Genomic DNA, 19,126 nt, shown 5'->3' with positions numbered 1-19,126 from the left:
CAGGGAGTACTTTGTGTCTCAGCTTTGTCCCTGTGGTAGCGCTGTCGAGTATAGCCTATGTTGCTACCGTTATGTGTCCGGCGCGCAAGTAGCACCTACGCCGTCACACCTCATGCGTTCTCGTTACTGTGCTTTTGTGATGAAAGACGCAGATTACCTTATCAGGACCTGGCATCCGGATTGTCATGCGGCCGAGTTTCGCGACGACATTATCGCAGGATTTACTCATACCGAATGGCTTGGACTGACCGTTTTTGAACAAGAGACGGCAGACACAGAAAATATCGGCTACGTCAGTTTTGTCGCACGGTTTTCTGAACAAGGTAAAACAGGTGCAATTATCGAGCGCTCTCGTTTTTTAAAAGAAAACGGTCAGTGGTACTATATAGACGGTACACGCCCTCAAATTGGACGAAACGATACCTGCCCTTGTGGCTCAGGTAAAAAATTTAAAAAGTGCTGCGGCTAATCAACGCCCGACAGTATCAATTTTGCAAACATTCTCAACAGGATCACCGCTGCAAATGCATTCATTACAACGAAAAGTGCTGCGTACTATTTGCCCGGACCAAAAAGGTCTGATCGCGCGCATTACGAATATCTGTTACAAGCATGAACTGAACATCGTGCAGAACAATGAGTTTGTGGACCACCGTACCGGACGCTTTTTTATGCGCACCGAACTGGAGGGCATTTTTAACGACGTCACGCTGCTTGCCGATCTGGACAGCGCCTTACCTGAAGGCTCGATTCGTGAATTAACCCCAGCAGGCCGCCGCCGCATCGTCATTTTGGTCACCAAGGAAGCGCATTGCCTGGGCGATTTATTAATGAAGGCCAATTATGGCGGGCTGGATGTTGAAATCGCCGCGGTGATCGGCAATCACGAGACCTTGCGTCCTCTGGTTGAACGGTTTGATATTCCGTTTGAGCTGGTGAGCCATGAAGGTTTAACACGTGACGAACATGATCAGAAAATGGCTGATGCTATCGACGCCCACCAGCCGGACTATGTCGTGCTGGCTAAATACATGCGCGTTCTGACCCCGACATTTGTTTCACGCTTTCCGAATAAAATTATCAATATTCACCATTCATTCCTGCCAGCATTCATTGGTGCTCGTCCGTACCATCAGGCTTATGAGCGTGGCGTGAAGATCATCGGCGCGACGGCCCACTACGTGAATGATAACCTCGATGAAGGCCCAATCATTATGCAGGACGTGATCCATGTTGATCACACCTACACTGCCGAAGATATGATGCGCGCGGGTCGCGACGTTGAAAAAAATGTATTAAGCCGTGCGCTGTATCAGGTTCTGGCTCAACGCGTCTTTGTTTACGGTAACCGAACGATTATTCTGTAATCGATTGATAAGTTAATTGGTTACCTTTACATCTTTACGTGTAAAAATCAGGCAACCAGTTCTTTTTTATCAACGGAATGCTTTACAGGGGCGCATCATTTGATATGATGCGCCCCGCTTCCAACGGAAGCAGGCCAGTAATTAGCATTACCCCGTGGTGGGGTTCCCGAGCGGCCAAAGGGAGCAGACTGTAAATCTGCCGTCATCGACTTCGAAGGTTCGAATCCTTCCCCCACCACCATTATTTACTACAGCGATGCAGTTATCCCGGTGAGTAATGCAGAAGTTTGCACTTGTCGGGGAAGGGTGAGAGCCTTCGATTAAGGTTCGACTCGAGCGAAAGCGAGAGAACGTTGCCAACGGCAACGACCCGAAGGGTGAGGAGCGAAGCGACGAATAATCCTTCCCCCACCACCATCTTCTAGCACTGCCTACAATTTGAATTACCCCTGGTGGGGTTCCCGAGCGGCCAAAGGGAGCAGACTGTAAATCTGCCGTCATCGACTTCGAAGGTTCGAATCCTTCCCCCACCACCATTATTTACTACAGCGATGCAGTTATCCCGGTGAGTAATGCAGAAGTTTGCACTTGTCGGGGAAGGGTGAGAGCCTTCGATTAAGGTTCGACTCGAGCGAAAGCGAGAGAACGTTGCCAACGGCAACGACCCGAAGGGTGAGGAGCGAAGCGACGAATAATCCTTCCCCCACCACCATCTTCTAGCACTGCCTACAATTTGAATTACCCCTGGTGGGGTTCCCGAGCGGCCAAAGGGAGCAGACTGTAAATCTGCCGTCATCGACTTCGAAGGTTCGAATCCTTCCCCCACCACCATCACTTCATAAAGCACCAACAGTAAATCAATCTCTAATGCCCCATATTCCGCCCATGCGGGAAGGATGAGAAGTTTCGACTAAGGTTCGATTCGAGCGTAGCGAGAAAGCGTTGCCGCAGGCAACGACCCGAAGGGCGAAGCGCGTAGCGCTGAGTAATCCTTCCCCCACCACCATCACTTCATAAAGCAACACACTCAATTCCTCAGCAATGCCTTTTATTTGCCTGATGCGCTATGCTTATCAGGCCTACTAACTCGACATGTGCCCGTAATTTGTCTGCTGCGCTGCGCTTATCAGGCCTACTAACTCGACATGTGCCCGTAATTTGTCTGCTGCGCTGCGCTTATCAGGCCTACGAACTCGATACGTGCCCGCTATTCGTCTGATGCGTTGCACTTATCAGGCCTACAGCGCTCGCTGATACCTTCGTAGGCCGGATAAGGCGCTTGCGCCGCCATCCGGCAAACAGGCATAAAAAAACCCCGCCGAAGCAGGGTTTTGTCATTCTCAAATATACGATTAGTGACGCGCGCGAACAATCTGGTATTTGCGTGTCAGATATTCGACCGGGACGCTCCAGATGTGTACCAGACGAGAGAATGGGAACAACAGGAATAGCGTCATACCCAGCACCAGGTGCATACGGAAAATGAACGCAACACCATCGAGATATTGAGACGCTCCGCCCTGGAAGGTCACCACTGTCTGCGCCCAGTTCACCAGCTTCATCATCTCGCTACCGTCCATATGCTGGGCGGAAAACGGAATGGTCAGCAGGCCCAGCGCACACTGGATCACCAGCAGTGAGAGGATCAGAATATCCGCCCCGGTGGTGGTGGCCCGCACGCGCGGGCTGAACAGACGACGTTTCAGCAGCAGTACACCACCAATCAGACACATCAGGCCACTGGCACCGCCCGCAAACATTGCCATCTTTTGTTTCACTTCAAGCGGTAGCCAGGCTTCATACATCCAGTGCGGCGTCAACATGCCAAGGACGTGCCCAGCAAAGATACCCAGGATCCCGATGTGAAACAGGTTTGACGCCAGGTTCATCCCTTTGCGATCCAGCATCTGACTGGAAGCTGCACGCCATGTATATTGCCCATAGTCATAACGCAGCCAGCTGCCGATCAGAAAGACAGAACCCGCGATGTACGGATAGATGTCAAAGAAGAACGTATTCAGGAAGTGCATTATTGCTGTCCTCCGGTGGTGATATTCAGATACTGCGGCGCAACGGCCCCGGCAAAACGACGCTGGTGAGCGGAGATTTCCGACTCGCCACACCCCTGATCGGCGAAGAATTTCACCTGCTCTTCTTCCCAGACCGCATCCAGCGCTTGTGGAGTATCGTCACGGGCTTCATCCGCAATTTTTTCAGCCACTTTATCGCTGTCGATAACGGTATTCGCCAGTTTTAACAGCAAATCGAACAGCACCGCATAACGGCTTTCACGCTGTTGCAAACGAGCGCTAAGCAGCGCCAGAATCGGCGCAATATCCTGTAAGCCACCTAGTGCTTCGCTTTTCGGCAGTTGCGCAAGGTATTCCAGATACAGCGGCAGATGATCGGGAAGTTCGCGGCTGTCGAGCTGTAAACCGTGCTGCTCATACTGTGCCATCAGGTCAACCATAGCCTGACCGCGATCGCGGGATTCACCGTGAACATGTTCAAACAGCAGCAGCGATGTCGCGCGGCCACGGTCAAACAGTTCGCTGTAGGCGGCCTGCACATCCAGCATGTCCTGCGCGGTTAGATCGCGCAGGAAAACGCCCAGAGTCTGGGCATCCTCTTTATCCAGGTTCTCAGATGACGCGAGTGCATCGAAAAGTTCCTGCTGATGCTGCCACAAGGCAGCATCCGGGTACTCGAGCAGACGCGAAACAATGACGAGTTCAATCATTGGTGCGGCTCCGTTTTGCTGGTCACATCGACAGCGTCGATGCGGCGGCTGTTGAACAGATTGAATTTAGTATCAGAACCGTGGCAACCGTCGCCGAAGGTAAAGCCACAACCGCTTTTCTCCGGGAACGCGTCACGTGCCAGTTCACGATGGCTGCTCGGTACAACGAAACGATCTTCGTAGTTTGCGATCGCCAGGTAACGATACATTTCCTGTGCCTGCGCTTCGCTTAAGCCCACCTCTTCCAGCGCACGGGTATCAACTTTGCCGTCAACAGTTTCCGCACGTTTGTAGTGACGCATCGCTAGCATACGTTTCAGCGCCAACAGTACCGGCTGGGTGTCACCTGCAGTCAGCAGGTTCGCCAGGTACTGAACCGGAATACGCAGGCTGTCAACATCCGGCAGAATACCGTTGCTGCCCAGCTCGCCCGCATCAGCAGCTGACTGAATCGGTGACAATGGCGGCACGTACCAGACCATCGGCAGTGTGCGGTATTCCGGATGCAGCGGCAGCGCCAGCTTCCAGTCCATCGCCATTTTGTAAACCGGAGACTGCTGTGCGGCATCAATGACGCTCAGCGGAATACCATCTTTCAGCGCCTGTTCAATAACAGCCGGATCGTTCGGATCGAGGAACACGTCCAGCTGACGCTGGTACAGATCTTTTTCGTGCTCGGTGCTTGCTGCACTTTCGATCGCATCTGCGTCATACAGCAGTACGCCGAGATAACGGATACGACCTACACAGGTTTCGGAGCAAACGGTCGGCTGACCAGCTTCGATACGCGGGTAGCAGAAAATGCACTTCTCAGATTTCCCGCTCTTCCAGTTGAAGTAGATCTTCTTGTACGGGCAGCCGGTGATACACATACGCCAGCCGCGGCACTTGTCCTGGTCGATCAGCACGATGCCATCTTCTTCACGCTTGTAGATAGCGCCGCTCGGACAGGTCGCCACACACGCCGGATTAAGGCAGTGCTCACACAGACGCGGCAGGTACATCATGAAGGTGTTTTCGAACTGACCGTACATCGCCTTCTGCATGTTTTCGAAGTTCTGATCTTTGGCGCGTTTTTCGAACTCGCCGCCCAGAATTTCTTCCCAGTTCGGACCGCTGGTAATTTTATCCATTCGCTGACCGGTGATCAGCGAGCGTGGACGAGCAATCGGCTGCGCTTTGCTGTCTGCCGGGGCGTTATGCAACGTCTGGTAGTCAAAATCAAACGGCTCGTAGTAATCATCCATGCCCGGCAGATGCGGGTTAGCAAATATTTTACCCAACAGCAGCGCTTTGTTACCCATGCGCGGCTGCAGTTTGCCGTTGATTTTACGGATCCAACCGCCCTTCCATTTTTCCTGGTTTTCCCAGTCGTTCGGGAAGCCAACGCCAGGCTTACTTTCGACGTTGTTGAACCAGGCGTACTCCATACCTTCACGGCTGGTCCAGACGTTTTTACAGGTCACTGAACAGGTGTGGCAGCCGATGCACTTATCGAGATTCAGCACCATGCCGACTTGTGAACGAATTTTCATTTTACGCTCTCCTGTACCTGGTCATTGCCTTCGCCATCCAACCAGTTAATGTTCTTCATCTTACGTACAACTACGAACTCATCACGGTTTGAACCGACGGTGCCGTAGTAGTTAAAGCCGTAGGCCAGCTGCGCATAGCCGCCGATCATATGGGTCGGTTTCGGCGTAATACGGGTCACCGAGTTGTGGATCCCACCGCGCTGCTGGGTGATTTCTGAACCCGGCAGGTTAACGATACGTTCCTGCGCGTGGTACATCATGGTCATCCCGGCCGGTACACGCTGGCTGACAACTGCACGTGCCGTCAGCGCACCGTTGCTGTTGAAGACTTCGATCCAGTCGTTATCTTCGATTCCCAGATCCTTCGCATCGACTTCGCTCATCCACACAATCGGGCCACCGCGTGACAGCGTCAGCATCAGCAAGTTGTCGCTGTAAGTGGAGTGGATACCCCATTTCTGGTGCGGCGTCAGGAAGTTGAGCGCTTTTTCCGGGTTACCGTTAGATTTCTCCCCAATCACCGCTTTCACCGAACGGGTGTCGATTGGCGGACGGTAAACCAGCAGACTTTCACCAAAGTCACGCATCCACTGATGATCCTGATACAACTGCTGGCGACCAGACAGCGTACGCCATGGGATCAGCTCGTGAACGTTGGTATAGCCGGCGTTATAAGACACGTGTTCATCTTCCAGTCCTGACCAGGTCGGGCTGGAGATAATTTTGCGCGGCTGCGCCTGAATATCGCGGAAGCGAATTTTTTCGTCTTCTTTATTCAGCGCCAGATGCGTATGGTCACGACCGGTAAATTCACTCAGCGCAGCCCAGGCTTTAACGGCTACCTGACCGTTAGTTTCCGGCGCCAGCGTCAGGATCATCTCGGCTGCATCAATTGCGGTATTAAGCCAAGGCTGGCCTTTTGCCGGACCTTCAGCCTTGGTGTAATTGAGCTTACGCAGCAGATCCATTTCGCTCTGGGTATTCCAGGCAATCCCTTTACCGCCGTTACCGATTTTTTCCATCAGCGGGCCGATGGAGGTGAAACGCTCGTATGTTGCCGGATAATCACGCTCAACGGTCATGATGTGCGGCGCGGTAACACCAGGAATCAGGTCACATTCACCTTTTTTCCAGTCCTTCACGTCCAGCGGTTGTGCCAGTTCTGCGGCAGAGTCGTGCTGAATAGGCAGCGTAACGACGTCAGTTTCTTTACCGAGATGGCCCACGCAAACTTCAGAGAATTTCTTGGCGATGGCTTTGTAGATTTCCCAGTCGCTCTTCGATTCCCAGGCCGGGTCAACGGCCGCAGACAGAGGATGAATAAACGGATGCATGTCCGAGGTATTCATATCGTCTTTTTCATACCAGGTTGCGGTCGGCAACACGATGTCGGAATACAGACAGGTGCTCGACAGACGGAAGTCCAGCGTGACAACCAGATCCAGTTTGCCGTCCAGGCCGTTATCCTGCCATTCCACTTCTTCAGGCTTCACGCCGCTCTGCTGGCCGAGATCTTTGCCCTGAATACCATGTTCAGTACCCAGCAGATACTTGAGCATGTACTCGTGGCCTTTACCGGAAGAACCGAGCAGGTTAGAACGCCAGATAAACAGGTTGCGCGGATGGTTTTTACCGTTTTCCGGCTGCTCTGCCGCAAAGCGAATAGAACCTTCTTTCAGGGATTTAACGGTGTAATCCACCGGCGTCATACCTGCTTTCTGCGCTTCTTCGGCGATACGCAGTGGGTTAGTCCCTAACTGCGGCGCAGATGGCAACCAGCCCATACGTTCAGCGCGAACGTTAAAATCAATCAAATGACCGCTGTAGCGGGATTTGTCTGCCATCGGGGAAAGCAGTTCCTGCGCAGTAACCGTCTCATAGCGCCATTGGCTGGAGTGGTTATAGAAGTAGGAAGTGCTGTTCATATGACGAGGCGGACGCTGCCAGTCAAGAGCAAACGCCAGCGGCTGCCAGCCGGTTTGCGGACGCAGTTTTTCCTGGCCGACGTAGTGGGCCCAACCGCCGCCGCTCTGACCGATACAACCGCAGAACACCAGCATATTGATCAGGCCACGATAGTTCATATCGAGGTGGTACCAGTGGTTCAGGCCCGCACCGACGATGATCATCGAACGACCGTGTGTTTTATCGGCGTTATCCGCAAATTCACGGGCAATGCGCACGATCTGAGAACGTGATACGCCAGTGATTTTTTCTGCCCATGCCGGCGTGTACGCTTTCACGTCATCGTAGCTGGTCGCGCAGTTTTCGTCGTTCAGACCACGTTCCAGGCCATAGTTAGCCATGGTCAGGTCGTAAACGGTGGTCACCAGCGCGGTAGAGCCATCGGCCAACTGCAGGCGTTTAACCGGCAGTTTGTGCAGCAGAATATTTTCCAGCTCTACTTTACTGAAGTGCTCGGTACCTTCGCCGCCAAAGTACGGGAAGCCCACTTCAGCGATATCGTCCTGGCTACCCAGCAGGCTGAGCTGCAGTTCGGTTTCATCACCGGACGTACCGTCGCGTTGCTCAAGGTTCCATTTGCCCTTTTCGCCCCAACGGAAACCAATTGAACCGTTTGGCGCAACCATTTCGCCGTTGCTGTTGATAGCGACGGTTTTCCATTCTGGGTTATTTTCCTGGCCCAGAGAGTCGACCAGATCCGCCGCACGCAGCATACGACCAGCAGCATAGTAACCGTCACGCTCTTCGAGCATCACCAGCATTGGCATGTCAGTATAACGACGAACGTAGTCGGTGAAGTACTGGCTCGGGTTATCGAGGTGGAACTCGCGCAGCATGACATGGCCCATCGCCATTGCCATCGCAGCATCGGTTCCCTGCTTCGGTGCCAGCCACAGGTCGCAAAGTTTGGCGATTTCTGCGTAGTCCGGAGTAATCGCTACCGTTTTGGTGCCTTTATAGCGAACTTCAGTAAAGAAGTGTGCATCCGGAGTACGGGTCTGCGGTACGTTAGAGCCCCATGCAAGAATGTAGCTGGAGTTATACCAGTCGGCAGATTCCGGTACGTCGGTTTGCTCGCCCCAGGTTTGCGGGGAAGCCGGCGGCAGGTCACAGTACCAGTCGTAGAAGCTCAGGCAGGTACCGCCAATCAGCGACATATAGCGTGCGCCGGAAGCATAAGAAACCATCGACATCGCCGGGATCGGAGAGAAGCCTGCAACGCGGTCAGGGCCATAGGTTTTGATGGTGTAAACGTTAGATGCAGCAATCAGTTCATTCACTTCCTGCCAGGAAGAACGAACAAATCCACCACGACCACGCGCTTGTTTGAAGCTTTTTGCTTTGTCGGCGTCTTCGATGATGGATGCCCATGCGTCTACCGGATCGCTGTGCAGTCTTTTTGCTTCACGCCACATCTTCATCAGACGTTTGCGCATCAGCGGGTATTTCAGACGGTTAGCGCTGTAGAGATACCAGGAATAGCTTGCACCACGTGGGCAGCCGCGAGGCTCGTGGTTAGGCATATCTGGACGCGTGCGTGGGTAGTCAGTTTGCTGGGTCTCCCAGGTCACCAGACCATTTTTCACATAGATTTTCCAGCTGCATGAGCCCGTGCAGTTTACCCCGTGGGTTGAACGCACGATTTTGTCATGCTGCCAACGCTGGCGGTATCCGTCCTCCCAGTCCCTGTTGGTATTGAGAAGCTGGCCATGCCCATCGGCAAAGGTTTCGCCCTTCTGCTTGAAGTAGCGAAACCGGTCCAGGAATTTACTCATCGGTTTTCTCCTGTAGGAGCCTGACGGCTCTCTGATAAATCGACATTGCTTGATTGAGAGCGAAGGTAACGCTCTGAAAGGGCGTGAGAATTGATAACGATCAAGGCATGCAGGGATGAAAACAGAGGGTCGATTTTCACATACCCCCTTAGTAGGATATTAATAAAACAGTCAACACATTGAATTTAAATGATTTTATTAAAATCACTTATCATACAAATGTTAAATTCTTTATAAGTGGGTATTAAGGGGTATCCCCCCTGCCAGGCATATTACCAGCACCGTTTTCGCAGACTTTCGTCATGAGCTCACATATAAGTATGTTGTAACTAATTTAGAGCAAAAAAAAAGCGCGGTCTAACACCGCGCAATGGATAATCAACTGCTACTACTTTTTTACTTTTTAGAATGACGTCCGTATACCGCCCAGGTGATGACCACACAAGCGACATAGAAGATCAGAAAGACTTTCATCGCATCGACCGGCGAACCAGTTAACGCCAGAGACGTACCAAATGCTTTCGGGATAAAGAAGCCGCCAATCGCACCAATGGCTGAGATAAAGCCCAACGCTGCCGCGGTGTCGGTTGCTGCTTCGCGCATTGCTTTCTCTTCTGAACCACCTTCAGCTTTCACTCTGTCCATCGTCAGCTTGCGGAAGATAACGGAGATCATCTGGAAGGTTGAACCACTCCCCAGACCAGCCGTCAGGAACAATGCCAGGAACACCGCGAAGAAGGCGATAAAGTTGCCGCCAACGCCGTTTGATGGCAGCGTCAGGAACAGTAAGGCACTGAAAATAGCCATCAGCACAAAGTTCACCAGCGTTACACGGGTTCCGCCCAGACGGTCAGAGATTGCGCCACCCGCTGAACGAGCCAACGCGCCAATCAACGGTCCAAAGAAGGCGTAATGCAGGATCTGTACCTCAGGAAACTGCGTTTTTGACAACATGGCAAAACCGGCAGAGAAACCGATGAATGAACCGAAGGTTGCCAGATACAGCAGGCTCATAATCCACAGATGCCCACGTTTCAGCACCGGCAATTGCTCTTTCAGCGACGCTTTTGAGGTTGCCAGTTCATTCATACCAAACCATGCAGCCAGCGTTAACACCGCAAGGAACGGTACCCAAATCCATGCGGCGTTTGCCAGATACAGCTGCGTACCATCCGGTTGTTCAACCCCGTGGCTACCAAATGCGGCAAAGATTGACAGTGAAACCACCAGCGGCGCAACCAACTGCATCACGCTGACGCCCATGTTGCCCAGGCCACCGTTCAGACCCAGCGCACCACCCTGTTTCTGTTTTGGAAAGAAGAAACTGATGTTTGCCATGCTGGACGCAAAGTTCGCACCGGCGAAACCGCACAACAGAGAGATAATAATAAAGGTACTAAACGGCGTGGAGGTATCCTGCACCGCAAAACCTAACCATACACAAGGAATGATCAGGATACCGGTGCTAAACGCTGTCCAGCGACGTCCACCAAACAGGGGAACCATAAAGGAGTACGGAACACGCAGCAGCGCGCCGGACACCGAAGGTAATGCCGTCAGCATGAACAGCTGTTCAGTGGTGAAATCAAAACCGACTTTCGGTAAGTTCACCGCCACGGCGCTAAATAACATCCACACGCAAAACGCCAGCAGCAAGCAAGGGACTGAAATCCACAGGTTACGGCTGGCGATTCGTTGACCACGCTGCTGCCAGAAGGCGGGATCTTCCGGCCGCCATTCGGTAATTACAGCTCCAGATGCCCTTTCCGGGGCAGATGAGTGACTCATAGACACCTCTGATACTTGTTTCGATGCCTGCAACATTAGGGTTTACAGCTGGAGGTAAGTTGATATAAATCAAAGGAAAAGGTGTCATTATTCATGCCTAAAATTTATCATTACCCTAAATGAGTACATAACTTCGGTAAAAAAGATGTGGTTTTTCACGCTTCTGTCGCCCCCTACTCCCCCTCGCCTGGGATCTCTCCCTCCGCTGGCAATTAAGAGGTAGCCCGTTTGAGGTATGGGTATACTCCAGTGTATCGCCGAGAATAACGCCACTGCCTGCAGCAGAATCGTCATTCAATAAGGTTTTCTGTTCGACGAAAACCCGAAGGAACAAGTCACCATGTTTAAACGTTGTCTCTCCCCGCTTACGCTGGTCAACCAGGTGGCGCTGATTGTTTTATTGTCCACAGCCATCGGCGTGGCTGGTATGGCTGTCTCCGGCTGGCTGGTTCAGGGCGTTCAGGGTAGCGCCCATGCAATCAACAAAGCGGGATCGCTGCGCATGCAGAGTTATCGCCTGCTGGCAGCCGTACCGCTGGACGCTAGCGATCAACCGCTTCTGGATGAAATGGAGAAAACGGCGTTTAGCCCGGAGTTGACGCGTGCCGCAAAGCGAGACGGACAACAGGCGCAGTTAAAAGCACTACAGGATTACTGGCACACTGAACTGGCGCCGGGGCTTGCGCATGCGCAAACGCCTGATGCGGTAGCGCAGGATGTAACGCGCTTTGTAGGCGGTCTGGATAAGCTGGTTACCGCCTTTGACCATACCACCGAATTACGCATTGAACGCGTCGTCCTGCTGCATCGCCTGATGGCCATATTTATGGCATTGCTGCTGGTTTTTACCATTATCTGGCTGCGCGTGCGCCTGTTAGAGCCATGGAAGCAGCTGCTGGCGATGGCGCGAGCCGTCAGCCAACGTGATTTTACCCAACGCGCGCGTATCAGCGGGCGTAATGAGATGGCCGCTCTGGGCTCGGCACTGAATAATATGTCGGAAGAACTAGCCGAAAGTTATGCCGTGCTGGAACAGCGGGTGCAGGAAAAAACGGCGGGACTGGAGCACAAAAATCAGATCCTTTCTTTTCTGTGGCAAGCCAACCGCCGCCTGCACTCTCAGGTGCCGTTGTGCGAACGCCTCTCTCCGGTACTGAACGGTCTGCAAAATTTGACCTTGCTGCATGATATTGAACTCCGGGTTTACGACCTGGAAGATGAAGACAATCATCAGGAATTTACCTGTCAGTCCAACGCCAGCTGTGATGAAAAAGGTTGCCATCTGTGTCCTCGCGGAACGCTGCCCGCGATTGACGGCGGGATCACATTGAAATGGCGGCTGACCGATGCGCATACCCAATATGGTATTCTGCTCGCCACCTTGCCGAACGGACGCCATCTCAGCCACGATCAGCAGCAGTTGGTTGATACCCTGGTTGAGCAACTGACCGCAACGCTCGCGCTCGACAGACATCAGGAGCGTCAGCAGCAGTTGATCGTGATGGAAGAGCGTGCCACCATTGCACGCGAACTTCATGATTCTATTGCACAATCGCTCTCTTGTATGAAGATGCAGGTTAGCTGTTTGCAGATGCAGGGCGATGCGCTTTCAGATAACTGTCGCGAGTTGCTCAGCCAGATTCGTAACGAGCTGAATGCTTCGTGGGCACAACTGCGTGAGCTGTTAACCACCTTCCGTTTACAGCTCACAGAACCTGGATTACGGCCGGCGCTGGAAGCCAGCTGTCAGGAGTACAGCGCCCGTTTTGGATTTACGGTTAAGCTGGATTATCAGCTACCGCCGCGCCTGGTCCCTTCGCATCAGGCGATTCACCTGCTACAAATTGCGCGCGAAGCCCTGAGTAATGCACTTAAACACTCTCAGGCCAATGAAGTGGTCGTGACGGTGGTGCAAAATGGCAAGCAGGTCAAACTAACAGTGCAAGATAACGGCTGCGGCGTACCGGAAAACGCCGAACGCAGTAACCACTACGGCATGATTATAATGCGCGATCGTGCGCAGAGCTTGCGCGGCGATTGCCGCGTACGCCGTCGCGAGACGGGCGGTACTGAAGTTGCTGTCACTTTTATTCCCGAAACAAACTTCACAGAAGTCCAAGGAGATACCCATGAGTAATCTGGAACCGGCAACCATCCTGTTGATCGACGATCATCCGATGCTGCGAACCGGTGTAAAACAGCTTGTCAGCATGGCGCCCGATATTACCGTTGTCGGCGAAGCCAGCAATGGTGAGCAGGGTATCGAGCTGGCTGAATCCCTTGATCCCGATCTGATCCTGCTTGATCTCAACATGCCCGGCATGAACGGCCTGGAAACTCTCGATAAGCTGCGTGAAAAGTCACTGTCGGGCCGTATCGTTGTGTTTAGCGTATCCAATCATGAAGAAGACGTAGTTACCGCACTGAAACGCGGCGCTGACGGTTATCTGCTGAAAGATATGGAGCCTGAAGATTTACTCAAAGCCTTACAGCAGTCAGCGGCCGGTGAAATGGTGCTGAGTGAGGCCTTAACGCCGGTTCTGGCCGCCAGCCTGCGTGCTAATCGTGCAACGTCGGACCGTGATGTCACCCAACTGACACCGCGTGAGCGCGACATTCTCAAGCTCATTGCCCAGGGGCTGCCGAACAAGATGATCGCCCGTCGTCTGGACATCACTGAAAGTACGGTAAAAGTCCATGTGAAGCATATGTTGAAGAAAATGAAGCTCAAATCACGCGTCGAAGCCGCGGTATGGGTACATCAGGAACGCATTTTCTGATAACGCGTTGATGCTTCATTGCTAACGAGGATCATTTTCCGAAACGGTAATAAACGGTTCGGTCAGTGATAGCGTGATCTCATTGGAAGAGACACGCTGACCCTGCTCATCTTCTACCACCACAGACAACCGCCAGCGGTTTGTCGCGCCTTCGCTGCTGTCCCACTTCGGCATAATAATCGTCCAACCTTGCGTACTTCGGTTATCGCTACCCGCCGTTAAACTTAACGCCTGAGTATCACCCTGCCAGGTCAAATGGTGGATCCCATGCAAACTACGCACCTGCAGCTTCAGCGCCACCGTCTCACCAGACTTGAGATCCCAGGGCGGCGTGGCTAAAAATACCGACAATGTTTTACGCTGGCGATATTCCAGCGTCGGCAGATTGTTACGCTGCGGATCGTCATAACGACTGCCGCGCAGCGATCGGCTGTTTGCCACCTCGCTGACCATCAGCTGTTTTTTTAGCGGCACGCCAAAGCGGTAATTCAGCGTTAAGCCGAGGTTATTCTGGCTGACTCCGCTTTCCCCCTGCTTATGTTGTGCCGTCACGGTAATCAACGGCACCGGCGTATAGCTCAATCCCAGATTCACCGCCACAGGATTGTGGTACCCGGTTCCGGAATGAAACAAATCCACCCGGTCGCCAAAATACTGTTCCACGCTGACGCTGGTATTGAGGTGTTGATAGAACGGCATGCGCATTTGCGCAGTCAGGTCGTAGCCGCGGGCCATCCGTTGTTCCTGGGTTGCGGAACGCTCCTGCCAGGAGGACAACGGTTGGTAATAGTTAGCAGATAAGCGCAAGTATTCACCCCACGCCTCGGCGCCAAGGCCTCCCCGGGGCAGATTTTCATCCAACAGGTTGTCATAGAAAGTGTTGTAACCCAGAAACCAGCCGTCGCGTACCCAGCGCTGCCCAATCCCCGCATTGCTGACTAAACCTTCGTCCTGTTGCGTCAGCCCCAACTGGCTCCAGGTTAAATATCGTTGATTGTCCTGCCATGGGATAAACCAGCTTCCCCGACTTCCGGTAAAGCTGCCTTCGTTATCCACCTGCAATCCAACGCTGGCGTTTCCCCAGGGAGAGAGCCAGGATTCCAGTTGCTGATTAACCTGTTCGCTGACCGTGTCACGCACCTGACCAAATGCGAACTGCTTCGCCTGTTCACCCGTATCAAGCCCGTTATCGGTCATGCTGGCTTCACCAAACGCTTTGACCATTTCGGCAAAGTGCTTTTCGCCTGCCCGCGACTCCGGCGCCATACCGAGATCGGGTAAGCCATCACTATTGTTATCGAAAGGGTTTTCAGCCTGGTGAATAAAAGATGTCCGTGCATTGGCAATACCGCCTGCCAATGGCAAGAGTGAGAATACAGCGAGAGAAAAATAAATATTACGGCTCAAATCGTCAGTTGTTTCTTACATCAATGAATTAGACACACTTAACCTAAACCATAACGTCTTCGGCTGTTAATTGCAGCCTTTATCCCCGTTTTCGGGATTTTCTGACATGGATAATTAGAGGTACCCACTCCTGCAACCATGCTTTCTTTCCCACATCAGGAACAGGGAGTAACATACACGCCAGGAATTATCCCTTCCATCTGACAACAGGAGTAATAATGCAAAAGATAGTGATCGTCGCGAACGGTGCAGCCTATGGAAGCGAATCGTTATTTAACAGCCTGCGTCTGGCCATCGCCCTGCGCGAACAGGATGCGGAACTCGACCTACGTTTATTTTTAATGTCGGACGCGGTAACGGCGGGGCTTAGCGGTCAAAAACCTGCGGAAGGATATAATATTCAGCAAATGCTGGAGATCCTGACGGCGCAAAATGTGCCGGTCAAACTGTGTAAAACCTGCACCGATGGCCGCGGGATCACGACGCTTCCGTTAATTGACGGAGTAGCCGTCGGCACGCTGGTAGAACTGGCTCAATGGACGCTGGCTGCAGATAAAGTATTAACCTTCTGATACACCGCTTCAGGCAAGCTCACTGAAAGTGTCGATAATTTCCGAATTTAATCTTAGATGGGCGCGGTTTCGTTGAACGTTAGCACGCCCTTTCAACCCTTTTGAGGGATTTTGTCACTTTTGTTTAATCGTTATGCCATTTTTTGATCAAAATCAGCATCCTGTTGCCCCCCCTTTGGTGTTATGCAATGAGTGAAATGTGAACAACATCACGCAGCACTTTCGAGAGAAAGTACGTTGTTTTCAAGAACGGGGTGAAAAATGGCATTAGTGAAGGCGAGTTTAAAGTTATTTGGTGGCGATACGGTGGTAGTGCGCTGTTCTGAGCGCTGCCACATCCACCTGATGAGCGAGAAAAATCACGTCAAAGACACGCAGTCCGACATCTTAAGCGTGCAGGATCGTGATAACGCATGGTTAACCGTACCGTATACCGGCGTCTGGAATGTGCTGATCGACAGCCATAGCCAGTCGCTCGAGCATTCGATAAGTTTTATTGCAGCCTAAGCGTTAAACGCCCGATAAGCACCTGGCTTATCGGGCATACAACATCGGGCGATATTAGGCAAATCCTGGACGCATAACACCTTCCGGCAGATTCTCTCCCAACAATCGTTTGACCGTGATCACCAGATCGTTAAGACAATCATCCTGCATTCCCAGCTTCACCAGTTCTTGTTCCAGTGAGAACAGATACTGGGCGTTGGTGCCTAAAGGTCCGCTCGCCGCGGCGATAAGCGGCGCAATCACCTGCGCGCGCGTGTCTGACTCAAACAGCGGATGACGCGGATCCATAATAAAGACCAGTGCGTTCACCGTCCTGCTGTCATCAAGCGCCAACTGACACCAGGTCGGCAGATAACAGCCGGTGATCATTTCTCGCTTCCACAGCAGTGAAAGCTCTTGTTCCAGGGACGCGTCCGGTAAACGGTAGGCCACACCGGTGGTGCGTCCGCCCTCTTTCAGGGCCAGCATACGTCCTGGCTGGCACGCCGTTCCTCGCCCCGCCGTCAGGCGCAGGCAAAAGGCACGGTGCCAGCCGACTAACGTCCCGGTACAGGACTCTTCAAATTCTAAGGCCGGGTTCCACATCAACGATCCATAACCGAAGATCCACACCGGTCCATCATCTGGTCGGCATGCAAGCGTGGCGGCCAGTGAGGCTGCCCGTTGTTCCGCTGACCAGAGTAGTGATTCTTCAATAGCACCAAATGCCGTCTTACAGTCGGCATTCAATAAAAAATCACGCGTTAACACCTTACACCTCCGCCACTGCTGCTTCCCTGCGACAACTTTTTTGACGCCTTCCGGGCTTTTTTACTGCTCATTTTGAAACCAATAGCTGGACAATAGGCAATTCACCGCTCGCTTGCAAGCCAGCAACGGCGCGGCGTAGCACGATTCGCTAACGCCTGATGCAAGCTAGTTCATAAAGGCATTATAATTGATACTGTTACGCCTTTTTATGCCATTTATTATCATCACCTTTTTGATAATCATTTTTGACCGCGGCCCACGCCACCTTGTGTGCCGTCTCTTCACGGGTAGCATCGTCACGGCGGTCAGATTTATCTTTATATTGTTCCCAGGCGCTGTTGAAAGCTTCTTTGTAGATGTCCTGAGCATGGGCTGGCAGAACATGCTGCACGCTTTCAGGCAGATCGCTTTTGGATTTATATGGCATTGTGAACTCCTCTTTTTAGGCTAAACCTTAAGTGTGGTTAACAATGCGGTGATGCGCCAATAATGGGCATTTATAGAAAATTTCTTCATCTAACCTTCTGTTAATTAAACAGTCTATAAACTAGAACTTTGTTTTTGACCGCTTTGAGAGGAAAAATAAGCGATGTAGTAAAATTTCGTAAAATGTCACCTACAAAACCAAGTTTTCTGTTATTTTTTACATTCTTTAATACTTTTTATAATTATATACCCTAAATAATTCGAGTTGCTTAAAGGTGGCAAGGGAGTGAATCCCCCGTCACATAGATAACTATGTGACGGGGGTGAGCGAGCGTAGCCAACGCATAAGCAACTTGAAGTATGACGGGTATAAATACCTGCAGAGACGGAGAATTAATTCAATGACACACGTACATGAGGCGGTAAAAACCCGCCACAAGGAGACCTCTCTCGTCTTCCCGATTTTGGCACTGGTAGTACTGTTCTTATGGGGGAGCAGTCAGTCACTACCAGTGGTCATCGGCATTAATGCGCTGGCCCTTATTGGTATATTAAGCAGTGCATTCAGTGTTGTCCGTCATGCGGATGTATTAGCACACCGACTTGGCGAACCCTACGGGTCGCTGATCCTCAGCCTGTCCGTTGTTATTCTTGAAGTCAGCTTAATCTCCGCATTAATGGCGACCGGCGATGCAGCGCCTACGCTCATGCGCGATACGCTATATTCAATCATTATGATCGTAACCGGCGGCCTGGTCGGTTTTTCATTACTGTTAGGTGGCCGTAAATTTGCCACTCAGTATATGAATCTGTTTGGTATTAAGCAGTATTTAATCGCCCTGTTTCCGCTGGCCATTATTGTACTGGTGTTCCCGATGGCTTTACCGGGTGCAAATTTCACTACCGCGCAGGCGCTATTAGTGGCATTAATTTCTGCGGCGATGTACGGCGTATTTTTGCTGATACAAACTAAAACGCACCAGAGTCTGTTCATTTACGAGCATGAAGACGAGGGTGACGACGACGACCCGCATCACGGTAAACCGTCAGCACATAGCAATTTGTGGCACGCTGCCTGGCTTATCATTCATCTGATCGCCGTTATTGCCGTGACCAAGATGAACGCCAGCCCGCTGGAGACATTGCTGACTGAACTGAATGCCCCAGTGGCATTTACCGGTTTCCTGGTCGCATTGCTGATCCTCTCTCCTGAAGGCCTCGGCGCGCTGAAAGCGGTTCTGAGTAATCAGGTACAGCGGGCGATGAATTTATTCTTCGGTTCGGTGTTAGCCACCATTTCACTGACCGTTCCGGTAGTGACTCTGATCGCATGGGCAACCGGGAATGATTTGGTCTTTGCGCTGGGCGCGCCAGAGATGATTGTGATGGTTTCATCACTGGTACTGTGCCACATCTCTTTCTCCACCGGACGCACCAACGTGCTTAACGGTGCGGCGCATCTGGCGCTGTTTATCGCCTATCTGATGACGATATTTGCCTGATTAGTCTTTCTG

15 protein-coding genes, 3 tRNA genes and 3 other RNA genes are annotated in these 19,126 nt (G+C 52.0%); 13 read left to right on the top strand and 8 right to left on the bottom strand.

What is annotated here, in order from left to right; genetic code table 11:
• The first annotated feature begins 13 nt into the window (after nt 1–13).
• From OGY67_RS04205 to OGY67_RS04170, 8 genes are all read left to right on the top strand, one after another.
• Nucleotides 14–469 (top strand): YchJ family protein, encoded by a 456-nt coding sequence (locus OGY67_RS04205; RefSeq protein ID WP_008784957.1) that lies wholly within the window; start codon nt 14–16, stop codon nt 467–469.
• Between the two features lie 55 nt (nt 470–524).
• On the top strand, nt 525–1,367 hold the full coding sequence (gene purU, locus OGY67_RS04200) for a formyltetrahydrofolate deformylase (protein WP_003020737.1): 843 nt from the start codon (nt 525–527) through the stop codon (nt 1,365–1,367).
• A 156-nt stretch (nt 1,368–1,523) separates the two neighbouring features.
• Nucleotides 1,524–1,608: transfer RNA gene (locus OGY67_RS04195), tRNA-Tyr, on the top strand.
• Between the two features lie 44 nt (nt 1,609–1,652).
• Nucleotides 1,653–1,784, top strand: a non-coding RNA gene (locus OGY67_RS04190) — RtT sRNA.
• 34 nt (nt 1,785–1,818) lie between these two features.
• Nucleotides 1,819–1,903 (top strand) — tRNA-Tyr (locus tag OGY67_RS04185).
• 44 nt (nt 1,904–1,947) lie between these two features.
• Nucleotides 1,948–2,079: non-coding RNA, RtT sRNA (locus OGY67_RS04180), on the top strand.
• A gap of 34 nt (nt 2,080–2,113) precedes the next feature.
• A tRNA-Tyr gene (locus OGY67_RS04175) sits at nt 2,114–2,198 on the top strand.
• Nucleotides 2,199–2,242: 44 nt separating this feature from the next.
• A non-coding RNA gene (locus OGY67_RS04170) (RtT sRNA) lies at nt 2,243–2,373 on the top strand.
• Between the two features lie 346 nt (nt 2,374–2,719).
• Here OGY67_RS04170 and narI read toward each other — a convergent pair.
• The 5 genes from narI to OGY67_RS04145 form a co-directional block, all read right to left on the bottom strand.
• Nucleotides 2,720–3,397 (bottom strand): respiratory nitrate reductase subunit gamma, encoded by a 678-nt coding sequence (gene narI, locus OGY67_RS04165; protein ID WP_286573543.1) that lies wholly within the window; start codon nt 3,395–3,397, stop codon nt 2,720–2,722.
• Entirely contained in the window at nt 3,397–4,107 is a 711-nt protein-coding gene (gene narJ / locus OGY67_RS04160) for a nitrate reductase molybdenum cofactor assembly chaperone (RefSeq protein ID WP_008784959.1), read from the bottom strand. The genes narI and narJ overlap by 1 nt, the downstream gene beginning before the upstream one ends.
• Entirely contained in the window at nt 4,104–5,642 is a 1,539-nt protein-coding gene (narH, locus tag OGY67_RS04155; RefSeq protein WP_003833388.1) for a nitrate reductase subunit beta, read from the bottom strand. Before narH ends, narJ begins: the two co-directional genes overlap by 4 nt.
• On the bottom strand, nt 5,639–9,382 hold the full coding sequence (locus tag OGY67_RS04150) for a nitrate reductase subunit alpha (protein ID WP_008784960.1): 3,744 nt from the start codon (nt 9,380–9,382) through the stop codon (nt 5,639–5,641). The genes narH and OGY67_RS04150 overlap by 4 nt, the downstream gene beginning before the upstream one ends.
• A 396-nt stretch (nt 9,383–9,778) precedes the next feature.
• Entirely contained in the window at nt 9,779–11,170 is a 1,392-nt protein-coding gene (locus tag OGY67_RS04145; RefSeq protein ID WP_003833390.1) for a NarK family nitrate/nitrite MFS transporter, read from the bottom strand.
• Between the two features lie 340 nt (nt 11,171–11,510).
• Between OGY67_RS04145 and narX the strand changes: the two genes are divergently transcribed.
• Both narX and narL read left to right on the top strand, forming a co-directional pair.
• Complete coding sequence (gene narX / locus OGY67_RS04140; RefSeq protein ID WP_003833391.1) at nt 11,511–13,307, top strand: nitrate/nitrite two-component system sensor histidine kinase NarX; 1,797 nt, start codon at nt 11,511–11,513, stop codon at nt 13,305–13,307.
• Nucleotides 13,300–13,950, top strand: coding sequence for a two-component system response regulator NarL (narL, locus tag OGY67_RS04135; RefSeq protein ID WP_003833392.1), 651 nt, complete (start codon nt 13,300–13,302; stop codon nt 13,948–13,950). The genes narX and narL overlap by 8 nt, the downstream gene beginning before the upstream one ends.
• A gap of 21 nt (nt 13,951–13,971) precedes the next feature.
• Here narL and OGY67_RS04130 read toward each other — a convergent pair whose 3' ends face one another.
• On the bottom strand, nt 13,972–15,357 hold the full coding sequence (locus tag OGY67_RS04130; RefSeq protein ID WP_267452320.1) for a YchO/YchP family invasin: 1,386 nt from the start codon (nt 15,355–15,357) through the stop codon (nt 13,972–13,974).
• 218 nt (nt 15,358–15,575) lie between these two features.
• On the opposite strand from OGY67_RS04130, the gene OGY67_RS04125 reads away from it, so the two are divergent.
• Together OGY67_RS04125 and OGY67_RS04120 are read left to right on the top strand one after the other, a co-directional pair.
• Nucleotides 15,576–15,929: a DsrE/DsrF/TusD sulfur relay family protein gene (locus OGY67_RS04125; RefSeq protein WP_048235258.1), complete on the top strand. Its 354-nt coding sequence runs from the start codon at nt 15,576–15,578 to the stop codon at nt 15,927–15,929.
• Nucleotides 15,930–16,190: 261 nt separating this feature from the next.
• Entirely contained in the window at nt 16,191–16,436 is a 246-nt protein-coding gene (locus OGY67_RS04120; protein WP_038641131.1) for a DUF1883 domain-containing protein, read from the top strand.
• Nucleotides 16,437–16,490: 54 nt separating this feature from the next.
• Here the strand turns inward: OGY67_RS04120 and OGY67_RS04115 are convergent, their stop codons facing one another.
• Nucleotides 16,491–17,186: a gamma-glutamylcyclotransferase gene (locus OGY67_RS04115; RefSeq protein ID WP_174771497.1), complete on the bottom strand. Its 696-nt coding sequence runs from the start codon at nt 17,184–17,186 to the stop codon at nt 16,491–16,493.
• 196 nt (nt 17,187–17,382) lie between these two features.
• Nucleotides 17,383–17,613 (bottom strand): putative cation transport regulator ChaB, encoded by a 231-nt coding sequence (gene chaB / locus OGY67_RS04110; RefSeq protein ID WP_174771496.1) that lies wholly within the window; start codon nt 17,611–17,613, stop codon nt 17,383–17,385.
• 400 nt (nt 17,614–18,013) lie between these two features.
• Here chaB and chaA point away from each other — a divergent pair, with 400 nt between their 5' ends.
• On the top strand, nt 18,014–19,114 hold the full coding sequence (gene chaA, locus OGY67_RS04105) for a sodium-potassium/proton antiporter ChaA (RefSeq protein ID WP_048216245.1): 1,101 nt from the start codon (nt 18,014–18,016) through the stop codon (nt 19,112–19,114).
• Nucleotides 19,115–19,126 lie beyond the last annotated feature (12 nt).

The sequence above is a fragment of the Citrobacter sp. Cpo015 genome, assembly GCF_030333035.1.
Classification (GTDB): Bacteria; Pseudomonadota; Gammaproteobacteria; order Enterobacterales; family Enterobacteriaceae; genus Citrobacter; species Citrobacter portucalensis.
This window is presented reverse-complemented; position numbering and strand designations above follow the sequence as displayed.